At 51.3% G+C, this 11001-nt stretch carries 13 protein-coding genes; 8 read left to right on the top strand and 5 right to left on the bottom strand.

Going from position 1 to position 11001, the window contains the following annotated elements:
• The 4 genes from putP to ELY33_RS13745 all read right to left on the bottom strand — a co-directional run.
• On the bottom strand, nucleotides 1–1466 hold a 1466-nt coding region (putP, locus tag ELY33_RS13730; RefSeq protein WP_126943434.1), incomplete at its 3' end, for a sodium/proline symporter PutP.
• Nucleotides 1467–1939: 473 nt separating this feature from the next.
• Nucleotides 1940–2824, bottom strand: a complete 885-nt coding sequence (locus ELY33_RS13735; protein ID WP_126948479.1) for an AraC family transcriptional regulator — start codon at nucleotides 2822–2824, stop codon at nucleotides 1940–1942.
• A gap of 26 nt (nucleotides 2825–2850) precedes the next feature.
• Nucleotides 2851–3210 (bottom strand): hypothetical protein, encoded by a 360-nt coding sequence (locus ELY33_RS13740; RefSeq protein WP_126948480.1) that lies wholly within the window; start codon nucleotides 3208–3210, stop codon nucleotides 2851–2853.
• Nucleotides 3211–3491: 281 nt separating this feature from the next.
• Nucleotides 3492–3899 carry a CBS domain-containing protein gene (locus ELY33_RS13745; protein ID WP_126948481.1) on the bottom strand — a complete coding sequence of 136 codons (408 nt, stop codon included), beginning with the start codon at nucleotides 3897–3899 and terminating at the stop codon, nucleotides 3492–3494.
• A 241-nt stretch (nucleotides 3900–4140) separates the two neighbouring features.
• Between ELY33_RS13745 and ELY33_RS13750 the strand changes: the two genes are divergently transcribed.
• The 8 genes from ELY33_RS13750 to ELY33_RS13785 all read left to right on the top strand — a co-directional run bounded on the left by ELY33_RS13750 (nucleotide 4141) and on the right by ELY33_RS13785 (nucleotide 10480).
• Nucleotides 4141–4686 (top strand): YqaE/Pmp3 family membrane protein, encoded by a 546-nt coding sequence (locus tag ELY33_RS13750; RefSeq protein ID WP_126948482.1) that lies wholly within the window; start codon nucleotides 4141–4143, stop codon nucleotides 4684–4686.
• 85 nt (nucleotides 4687–4771) lie between these two features.
• Entirely contained in the window at nucleotides 4772–5641 is an 870-nt protein-coding gene (locus tag ELY33_RS13755; RefSeq protein ID WP_126948483.1) for a carboxylate/amino acid/amine transporter, read from the top strand.
• Nucleotides 5642–5826: 185 nt separating this feature from the next.
• Entirely contained in the window at nucleotides 5827–6720 is an 894-nt protein-coding gene (locus ELY33_RS13760) for an NAD(+) kinase (RefSeq protein ID WP_126948502.1), read from the top strand.
• Between the two features lies 1 nt (nucleotide 6721).
• A complete protein-coding gene (locus tag ELY33_RS13765) occupies nucleotides 6722–7708 on the top strand; it encodes a metallophosphoesterase (RefSeq protein WP_126948484.1) in 987 nt (328 codons plus the stop codon).
• Nucleotides 7709–7914: 206 nt separating this feature from the next.
• On the top strand, nucleotides 7915–8766 hold the full coding sequence (locus ELY33_RS13770; protein ID WP_126948485.1) for a rhomboid family intramembrane serine protease: 852 nt from the start codon (nucleotides 7915–7917) through the stop codon (nucleotides 8764–8766).
• An 11-nt stretch (nucleotides 8767–8777) separates the two neighbouring features.
• Complete coding sequence (locus ELY33_RS13775) at nucleotides 8778–9062, top strand: YeaC family protein (protein ID WP_126948486.1); 285 nt, start codon at nucleotides 8778–8780, stop codon at nucleotides 9060–9062.
• On the top strand, nucleotides 9046–9912 hold the full coding sequence (locus ELY33_RS13780) for a DUF2797 domain-containing protein (protein ID WP_126948487.1): 867 nt from the start codon (nucleotides 9046–9048) through the stop codon (nucleotides 9910–9912). The genes ELY33_RS13775 and ELY33_RS13780 overlap by 17 nt, the downstream gene beginning before the upstream one ends.
• A 142-nt stretch (nucleotides 9913–10054) precedes the next feature.
• Entirely contained in the window at nucleotides 10055–10480 is a 426-nt protein-coding gene (locus ELY33_RS13785; RefSeq protein WP_126948488.1) for a CopD family protein, read from the top strand.
• Here the strand turns inward: ELY33_RS13785 and ELY33_RS13790 are convergent.
• On the bottom strand, nucleotides 10477–10944 hold the full coding sequence (locus ELY33_RS13790; RefSeq protein ID WP_126948489.1) for a DUF2231 domain-containing protein: 468 nt from the start codon (nucleotides 10942–10944) through the stop codon (nucleotides 10477–10479). The genes ELY33_RS13785 and ELY33_RS13790 overlap by 4 nt on opposite strands.
• Between the last annotated feature and the right edge of the window lie 57 nt (nucleotides 10945–11001).

Here is an 11001-nt window from a genome sequence, read left to right on the forward strand (position 1 = left end):
CCAGAATCGTCAGTCATACTGCTCACCACCATGATGGCAATGAAGGATGCGATGAAGCCTGGAATAATCTCGTACACGCCAGGGCCACCCATGAACTCACCGTTCCAGCCGAGTGAGATCCAAACCATGACCGTGACCGCACCGACCACCATGCCTGCGATGGCACCATTACCGTTGGTACGCGGCCACATCAGCGACAGAATAATCAGCGGGCCAAAGGCGGCACCAAAGCCAGCCCAGGCGTTACTTACCAGGCCTAGAACCTGAGAGTTTTCGTCAGACGCAATGAACGCGGCGACGAGGCCAACCAGTACGACACAAATCCGGCCGACGCGGACACACTCCTTGTCCGTTGCTTCTTTACGTAGGAACAGGCGGTAGAAATCTTCAGTTAAGGAAGACGACGACACCAGAAGCTGACTGGAAATTGTGCTCATGATGGCCGCTAACAGTGCTGCGTAGAGGAAGCCGGTGACCAGCGGGTGGAATAGCAACTCCGCCAGGATGATAAAGATCGTTTCTGGGTCCTGAACCTCCAGCCCATTACGAATCGCATAGGCCCGTCCAAAAATACCCAGAGAAACGGCACCAATAAGAGAAATCAGCATCCAGCCCATGCCAATGTTGCGGGCAACCGGCACCTCTTTCAGCGTCCGAATAGCCATGAAGCGCACAATAATGTGGGGCTGCCCAAAATAGCCCAGTCCCCAAGTCACTGCAGAGAGCCACCCGATAAAGGTCAGTCCCGACGTCCAGGAAAGTAGCGTGGGATCAACCTCATTCAGGGTTTGTGACGCCTGGGCGAATCCGCCGCCCCCTTCGCCGAAGAGAACCACTGCCGGCATGATCACTAGCGCCAGCATCATGATGCAGCCTTGCACGAAGTCGGTCATGCTTACGGCCAGGAAGCCGCCTACAACGGTGTAAATAAGCACCACGCCTAGGGTTATAATGACCCCCATGGCGTAGTTGCTCATGTCACCGATATTGAAAATTCCGGCAAATGCGCTTTCAAACAGCTTGCCGCCAGCCACTAGGCCCGATGCTGTGTAAACGGCGAAAAAGATGACGATGACAATAGCGGATACGGTTCTAAGCGACATCGCCCGAGTTGGGAACCGGTTCGCCAAGAACGCAGGGATGGTAATTGCGTTGCCATAGTGAACGGTCTGTTCACGCAGGCGCGGGGCGACCAACGTCCAGTTGAAGAAGGCCCCCACCAGCAAGCCAATCCCGATCCAAGCCGAGCCCAGGCCGGATACAAACATGGCACCAGGTAGCCCGAGTAGCAACCAGCCGCTCATATCTGAAGCACCGGCCGAGAGGGCAGCGACCTGAGGACTGAGCCCACGCCCACCCAGCATGTAATCCTCGGATGAGGACGTTGCTTTGCGCATAGCATAAATGCCAATAGCGATCATGAGCGCAAAGTAGGCAAAAAGACTTATCCAAACACCGATAGCCATGAAAACTCTCCAAGTCGTCAGGACGGAGCTAGCTCCGACAGATTAGCGCGCTTACCGAAACGAACCCGGTAATGCGCAGCCTTGTTATTGTTAAACGCTGTTATTCAATTTTTCCGATTTACGTTACTGGCCTCAAAGAAGCCTGCCCTGAATGTCGCCAGACACGTTAACGCCAGGGTAGGCCGCAATCCTTAAGGCAATCGCTTTATCATTTCCAGTTACTAAGGCACTTCATATCCAACGATTCAGGTCAGTAGTATTGATGAGCAATTCACTCATTGACGAAAGAGTAGGGCACCATGCCTAAGATAACGGTCGAATGTAGAGCGAGCGGCCATTAGGTGTATGTCGTTTTCATGGCAAAATGTGTCAATTTCTCGGCAAGAAACGCTTTTTAAGACTTTAGTTTAGTTTCTAAGTGTCTGCCAACACGCAATATTGCCTGCTATGTGACCAAGCTAACTATGTTGTAACTAGCGAGTTGAGAGTGCGCCAGCAGCCTTAACGCTGGCGCTAGAGGTAGATGCAGTGGGCGCTAATGGCGTTGAATATGGCGTTGAATGCGTCTTAGAATCGAGCGGTGTTTTTGTTATCTCACCGCCTTGACGTAACTGACGGGGAGATAAGCCATAACTACGCCGAAAAGCATGAGAAAGAGCGCTCTGGTTAGCAAAGCCAGTTTGAATGGCAATATCAGTGAGTGGCAGACGGCTTTGCAGTACAAGCTGCCGAGCTGCGTGTAAGCGTTGGCGCCGCACATACTGCCAGGGTGACAGACCCGTTTGAACACGGAAGCGTTCAGAAAAGTGTGCTTCGCTAAGGCAGGCCAGTTTTGCCAGGTCAGCGACTCTCAGCTCGTCAGCCAAGCGGTGACGAATAAATCGATCAATTTGATCAAGATTGAGTCGCCGTTGTGATGTGCTTTCTGAAGCACCTAGGCGCGCCTTTAAGGAGCCAAGCAACGTGGCAGCAAGCCGATCTTGCTGAAAAGACATTGCCGACGTGTCAAACCCTTGAACAAGCTCGCTTTCTACAAAAGCAAGGTAGTGGCGCAATGGGTTGTCGAGGGCAAAAAAACGTGGAGCATCGAACAACGCAACCAACTCTCGGTGCTCGCCCGTTAAGGCTGGAGCATCTTCAGGCAGGTCTAAAATCAGTTGACGATTGTAGCCGTTGCCGGAATAAAAATGTTCATGGTTAGCGGGAACAATGCAACCTGAAAATGCGTTTACCCGGCCACCGAGACCTTCGATTTCAAATTCTGAAGAGCCGCACAGCGTAATGACTATTTGGTGAAAGTCGTGTGCGTGATGTTTTGTGGCACTTTCTAAGGGGATTTGACGAATAGTACTCGGCATAGGGTCTCCTCGGCACTGCTTGCTTGTCACTGCTTGCGCAGCGCTGTATGTGCCGCTAAATGATCACGTAATGCTTTCAGTTCCGCGTAACCCTCCTGGTTAAGTAGCGGCTTGCTTTGTGCAATTTGCCAATGACGCCCGTGGGTATCCATTAAGTGCGATGCACGGCGGCGTACACTGTCCAGATACTCATCGTGCCGTATGGGGTAGCCAATGATGGCATTCCATTCCGTTTCGCTGACCTTGCTTCCCAGTGCTTTGTCGAATAAATCGATCAGATCATTAGGCTCTGTGCGATAGCGTGGTGTACCCACGGTCATTAATATTAGCACCACAGCACCTATTACCAGCAAACAGACGCCAAACACTAGTAGGTACAGCGCCATACTAAACTCCCTGCAAAATCAGTATCAAAATTCATTCAACGATAACCGACAGTATACGCTTGCTGCCCCCCAAGACGAAAATTTTGCAGTTTTGCGAACTTTTCCTGTGCAAGGTGTCAGATAGTTACGAGCAACATGGTGATAGCAGTCGTTAATAGTGTTGTTCCGACTAATGTTTTGATCCCTTGCTTCCGCTGCTCATCAAGCAGCGGTTTTTTTTGTTTGTACATCGGTCACTTTGTTGAGCCCGAACGATTGTCTTTGTCACTGGAAAGCGATGGTTAATGGCGGCGAATGGTTAGCAGTGCCATTAAAATATCGCGGCGCGTGACGATTCCGACTAAGCGCTGCTGCTCAACGACGGGGTAAATCTTAGGTTTCGCTCCAAGCATTTCCTGAGCTAAATCGGAGATGCTTTTATTGGGCGTTGTTGTGAGCACGTCTTGGCGCATCAACTCGCGTACAAGCGGCGCTTCATGATCGTTATAAATGCTGTCTAATACGCTGCCCATCACATCCTGTTCAGATATAAAGCCAATGAGTCGATCAGACGCATCTACCACTGGGGCGCCTGGTAAACGATGCAATGCCAAGCCTTGCGCTAAGTTGGTGATGGAGGTTAAGCCAGTTACACGGTAGCAGTCTCGCGACATGACATCGCGCACGGTATCGGGGATTTTTTTATTCATGTTGATACTCCTTGACGTAATACGCGGGGTTGCGCATAGAAAGTGAAGAGAGCAGTAACCGCTTGCTGCATGAAAGCTATCAATCTTGAGGCCTTGGCATCACAAGCCCTTGTCATTACTAAACCTTGTCATAACAAAACCTATAACTTTATTAATGTAGAAGATTTAACTCATCCTGCGTTGTCCTTATTATTGTTACATTCAACGTTTTGCTTCATTTCAGACGCTGCAAGGAGTCATTATGGACGCACGTGAATACCTCAACCGCAAAGGCGTTGGCTTTGAACGAGACCCTGAACGACCTAATACATTAGAAGAAAAAGCATGGGAGCGGGCGCGTGGGTCAGGTAGCCAGCGTCCAAAATCGGGTACGCCACACGATTGGGAAGACTGGGAACGCCATCACGATGATTTGGCCGACGGTGCAGAAACGTTAGAGCAGAAAATTGATAAGGAAGCTCATCAAAAAGCGCTTGCTAAGGAGAGGCAGCAAGCGGAACAAGCGCAGTCGGCAGTGGAGCACTTCGTTCCACCCACGCAAGCAAACGAAGCCGCCAACGCATCAAATCACCCAACGCCGTCGCCCAAGGCTTCAGGGGAAATGCCAGCATCGTCTGAACCCACGTCGCTACGGTTTGCCTACTACGCACTAGCTGTTTTGTTTCCGCCTTTGTCCGTCGGGTTAACAGAAGGTGGGGCAAAACGAATTACCACGAGCGTGGTATTGACGTTGCTGGGTTGGATTCCTGGCGTCGTACATGCGTTTATATGGTTAAAAAAGCACTGAGCCATTGATTAATCGCTTGGCCCATTGGCAGCCGACGTTAAGTGGGTATAATCCTGTAAACTTATTATCTATTACGGGGTTTACGATGAGCTATCTTGTGGGTGTAACGGCGTTGTGGGCGTTCTCTTTCTCATTAATCGGTGTGTATCTGGCAGGCCAAGTAGACAGCTACTTTGCAGTGCTTGTTAGGGTAACGCTCGCCATGCTGGTTTTTCTGCCTTTTTTACGTCCAAGCCTGCTGCGTGGTAAGCAGCGCTTAGCGTTAATGGCGCTGGGCGCAGTGCAGTTAGGTATCATGTACACCTTTTTTTACCACTCGTTTTTACTGCTATCGGTTCCTGAGGTTCTGTTATTCACGATTTTTACTCCAGTTTATATCGCATTGCTTGATGACCTGATGTTTAAGCGTTTTACGCCTATTTATTTAGTAACCGCCATATTAGCGGTGATTGGAGCAGGTGTGATTCGTTACGACGGTATTGATAGTGGATTTTGGCTAGGCTTTTTGGTGGTTCAAGGGGCCAACCTTTGTTTCGCGATAGGTCAGGTAGGTTATCGTCGGCTCGCCGCGGATTTGCCGCCCACCTTGGCGTGGCATAACGTATTCGGTTGGTTCTTTATTGGCGCTATGTTGGTGGCGCTCCCTGCCTTTTTGCTCTTTGGCAATACAACAGCACTGCCCAGCACGCCAGTGCAGTGGAGCGTGTTGGCATGGCTTGGGCTAGTCGCTTCTGGTGTGGGGTATTTCGCCTGGAACCAGGGAGCCACCAAAGTAGATGCAGGAACGTTGGCGATAATGAACAATGCACTAGTGCCCGCTGGTTTGGTGGTTAATCTGGTGATATGGAACCGCGATGCAGATATCGACAAGCTACTGTTAGGTGCTGCCATCATGGCCGCTTCTTTGTGGTTAAATCACTGGTGGTTACAGCGCCGTCGCGTTATATCTGCCTAATTAATTGAAGTCACTTTTTTGCCCAGAGTAAGCCAGCGGGTCTGCGTTATGCTGGGCAATTTGCTCGTTACCCCCATACTCTACATAATGTGTGCTGATGCTAGCGAGAGTCTTCCATGACTAACACCCCATCGTCAGGTTTAGCACCTTTAAGCCAGGCCAAACGCACGCAGTCTTTCAAAACGATGTCCTTAAAATCAACGCCATTTAAAACCATCGGTTTAATTGGTCGTTTAGGCAGCGACAAAGTGGTCGATTCGCTTAAGCGGCTGGTCAGTTATTTAGTTGCCCACGACTATAAAGTTCTAGTTGAAGACCGCACGGCAACAGCATTGCCAAATCATGGCTTGCCTGAAGCCAGCCGCCGCATGCTTGGCGAACTGTGCGATCTTGTCATCGTTGTTGGTGGTGATGGTAGCCTACTGGGAGCTGCCCGTACGCTGTGCCTGAGTGGCACGTTGATATTAGGCGTCAACCGGGGGCGGTTAGGTTTTTTAACCGATATTTCTCCCGATGAATTGGAAAGTCGCGTTGGCGAAGTGCTCGCGGGTGAATTTGAAGTTGAAGAGCGTTTTTTGCTGGATGCCGTGCTGTACCGAAACGGTAAGGCGGTGGGAAGTGGCGTCGCGCTCAATGAGGTGGTGGTTCACCCAGGCAAAGCGGTACGCATGATTGAATTTGAACTGTTTATTGATGGGCAATTTGTGTATAGCCAACGTAGCGATGGACTGATTATTGCCACGCCCACCGGCTCAACGGCTTATGCACTTTCTGGGGGCGGGCCGATTATGCATCCCAAGCTTGATGTGGTGACGCTAGTGCCGATGTTTCCCCATACGCTTTCAAGTCGCCCCATTGTGATTGATGCCGCCAGCGAGATTCGTGTTCACATTGGAGAAACTAATCAGACCTACCCCCATATCAGTTGCGACGGGCAAACTCGTGCAGTGGCTAAACCTGACGATGTGCTCGTCATTCAGCGAAAACCGGAACGCGTTCAGCTAGTGCATCCTCTTGGGCATAACTTCTACGAAGTGTTGCGCAGTAAACTCGGCTGGAGCCATCGGCTAGGGGATTAATATGGAGGGGTACGATTTAATTGGTGATGTTCATGGCTGTGGTGCAACGCTGGCGGCGTTACTAGAACGTCTTGGCTACCATCAGCGGGGCGGGGTGTATCGGCACCCTCGCCGAAAGGTGATCTTTTTAGGCGACTTGATTGATCGCGGCCCCCGCATTCGTTTGGCGGTAACGATTGCACGCCGAATGGTAGAGGAGGGTGAAGCGCATATTGTCATGGGTAATCATGAATACAATGCTCTGGCTTATACGCACCCTGCGCCCCCAGGAAGTAACAAGCGCTGGCTGCGCGAACACACCCCGCGCCATAACCGCATCATTGAAGATACGTTAGCTCAGTACCGTGATTATACCAACGAGTGGGAGGACACCCTGGCGTGGTTTAAAACGATTCCGTTATGTCTAGAGCTTGATGGAATTCGTGTCGTGCATGCTTGCTGGGATGAAGCGCTTGTTCGTCAGCTTAGACAGCGTGCCCCCAACGCCTGCATGGATAACCACTTTTTGGTTGAGTCCACTGATCCTTCAACTCAAGCCTTTCGTATACTCGATCGTTTAACTCGCGGCCCTCATATCCCGTTACCAGCAGGCATTGCCATACATTCTGGTGATGGTTTTACTAGGCAGAGTTTTCGTGCTCACTTTTGGTCAGCTAACCCCCAACAGTGGGGGGATGTGGTCTTTCAACCCGATAACCTACCCGGTGATTTAGAAACTAGAGTGCTTACTGACACCGAGCGCCAACGCCTAAGCTATTATGGCCCTGAGCAACCACCTCTATTTATCGGTCATTATTGGTGCGAGGGCATTCCTGCCTTGCCAGCACAGAACATTGCTTGTCTGGATTACAGTGCGGTCAAATTTGGTCGCTTGGTCGCCTATCGCTGGAGCGGGGAAACGCGGCTCAATGCGGATCATTTTGTATGGATACAGGTGCCAAAAGAGGAGCGTGCACTGCCAAAACCGTGGGAAATAGATTTTGACTAACAACAATTTTTTAGACTTACAAATAGCTACATATTTTTTTCAAAATAGCTGAACTAACGGCGTTGTCGGTTATCAGAGTAAGTGTTCCCTTGAATGATCCCTTGCTTTTTTGATCCGGCGGCCCCCTCCGCCGGATTTTTTTCGCTTAGCCGTTGGTGGCCCGGCGTGTCGTCGCGCTAATACTTATTGGTTGAAAGGAACCTGCCATGCATCCAGTCATGCTTTTACCTACGGGCGCGGATACAAAAGAGCTGCGAAAGGCGCTGTGGCACTACCGCATTGGTCACCGCATTACCGATGAAACAGATGGCCAACTGCTATGGGTTGCCGACCCACGCCAGCGTGATGAACTGAAATCGTTGGTTAGCTGCTGGGAGCGAGGCGAGCCACTGATTACTAATGCTGCCCAACCTAATCGCCAGCCCAAAGGTCAACACGTGGTAGCTGTGATACGCCAAGTGCCTGTTACCGCCATGATGATCGGTATTAGCCTGCTTGTTTTTGCGCTAATCGGGGTCTTTGGTGACTTGCTGATTGTAGGGCTCACTATTGTGCCTGTGGGCGTTTCAGGTGGGCAGCTTGTTTATGGCAGCCTTGGTGACACAATGATGTCTGGCCAACTATGGCGTTTATTATCGCCCGCGTTTTTACACTTTGGCTGGATGCATTTGATCTTCAACCTGATGTGGGTGTGGTATTTCGGTCGTCAAATTGAGCAGCTTCAGGGTAGTCGCATCATGCTACTACTGCTTGTGGTTGCCGGTATTGGCGCTAACATTGCGCAATATGTCACTGGAACCGTGCTGTTTGGTGGCATGTCAGGCGTCGTTTACGCCTTGTTAGCGCATGTGTGGCTGATGTCTTTTCGTGCCCCGCAAAGCGGGTTTTTCGTTCCCCAGATGCTTGTTGTCTTCATGCTGGGCTGGATGGTATTTACGATGACAGATATTGCCGGCAGCGTGGGGTTTGGCAACGTAGCAAATGAAGCGCACTTGGGGGGGCTGCTCGTGGGGCTGGCCACAGGCTGGTACTATTCATCCAAACGAAGCAAACATTAAAGGTGCCTACGATGAGTGACATGACCTTCGATAAAATGATTAACCAAATGACGCCCACGATTTACGAAAGCCTCAAGCAGGCCGTTTCGTTGCGAAAATGGCCTGATGGGCGGTATTTAACGCCCGAACAGACCGAATTGTGTCTGGAAGCTGTGATGCGCTTTGAGGTGGAAAATAACGTTCCTGAAGAGAACCGCGTTGGTTATCTTGAGCGGCGAACCTGCGGTGCTGGCGCGACCGGTGCGGGCGTTTCCCCTGAAATGGCAGGCCTTGCCCGGGATGCCACGCGTGACTGATGATTTGTTTGCTTCGGTAGTATCCCCGGTGCAAGGGTGTTTGCAGAAAATGGCGGCTGACTTACCCAGCCGCCAAGGTGATCGGGTGGTGTATCACCTTCGAGCGGGCGAACATAGGGTGCCACTGAATGAGCGTATCGGTTCGCCGATGCGCCTTGCCTGGAGTGGCGCAATTGCCTGTACCCATTGCGGGCGGGCAACCAAAAAAAGCTTTGCCCAAGGCTATTGTTACCCCTGCTTTAAGCGCTTGGCCCAATGCGACACCTGCATTATGAAGCCTGAAATGTGCCACTATTATCAGGGCACCTGTCGAGATCCCGCCTGGGGGGAGAAACACTGTTTCCAGCCACATATTGTTTACTTAGCTAACTCATCAGGCTTAAAGGTGGGTATTACCCGCAAAACGCAAATGCCGACCCGCTGGCTAGACCAAGGGGCCATTCAGGCGCTGCCCATTCTAGAGGTTAACACTCGTCAACAGTCTGGGTTTGTCGAAATGCTCTTTAAAGAGCAGGTGGCTGACCGAACTAACTGGCGCGCCATGCTGAAAGGTGAGGTGGAACCACTGGACTTATGCGCTGAGCGCGACCGTCTCTTCAATTTATTAGCTGATGGGTTAGGGCAGTTACGTGACTTGCACGGTGTGGATGCTATTCGTACGCTGAATGAAACGCCGTTGGACTTTCATTATCCGGTCGCGACCTTTCCGAGTAAGGTGACGTCACATAATTTTGATAAGAAGCCGCAAATTGAAGGTATTCTTCAAGGCGTAAAAGGGCAGTATCTTATCTTTGATACTGGGGTTATTAACCTACGTAAATTTACTGGGTATGAAATCACTGTGGACTGAACCTCGCTATATCTCCTAGCGAGTTCTCGTAATCGATCATCATTGTCTATTTCAGCTATCCTGCCTAGTCAGAGTCGCTTTCGTTAACTAAGGTTACTAGGGCCGAGTCCCGTTTTGCCTTACGCAACGCAAGGAAGCTACGATGCCATGGCTAAAACTGCTGCACATCGCTGCGCTCGTCATCTGGTGCGGCGCACTTTTGTATTTACCCGCTCTGCTTTTGCATTCGCTTCAGCTGCGTAAAGACGCTGGATTCGCGCAAGGCACGCCGCCCATGCCGCGATTTTTTTATAACTCGATTGCAACGCCTGCTGCATTGGTCGCCATCGCGTCCGGCACGCTGCTGTTCCTGTTGCATGGCCTTCTCGGTGGGTGGTTAATCCTTAAGCTGGGTGCCGTGTTGCTAATGGTGGCTGCCCACGGCTGTTTCGGCTGGCTGATTTTGCGGCTGGAAATGGGTATTTTTAAAGGCGTAAAGGCCGCCAGCCTGTGCGCCTTAATCCTCGCGTTAATGGGTATGTTTGGTGTGCTTGGGTTTGTGCTCTCCAAACCGCTGGAGTGGAGCTAATGAGACTTCTCAACGTCGACGCCGACGGCATGCTCGTAAACCAACTGGCCGCCCAGCCAGCCAACCAGCGCGATCAAGCCGGCAGTTACCAACGAAATCCCCAAGCCCCAAGGCAGCACGGCATTTGGTTCAGTAAAGCGCAAAAGCCAGTTCAACGATGCCAGGGAAAGCATGACAACGGCCACAATCGCGTGGCTCCAGCCGGTAATCAGGCGGCGGATCCGCGCCACCGACACCAGGTCTATAATGCCTGCTATCGAGGCAATCCATCCGCCAAACGCACCTACTCCAGCCAGCCACAAACCGCTGCGCAGCCAGAATGGATCTTGGGTATACCAAAAGGCCAAGTCGCTAGCGACCAGCGCCATCAGCGCGGCTACAGGGAAGTGAATCATCACTGGGTGAAGCGGGTGGCCAGCCAGCGAAGCGCGGCTCTTGATCGAGGGTTGGGGAGTATGTGTCATCGTCACTTCCTGTGGTTAGACAAAGCGAAAAAATCGATCAGATCTACTGCGCTTCAG

It is taken from the genome of Vreelandella andesensis, assembly GCF_003989795.1.
Taxonomy (GTDB): Bacteria; Pseudomonadota; Gammaproteobacteria; order Pseudomonadales; family Halomonadaceae; genus Vreelandella; species Vreelandella andesensis.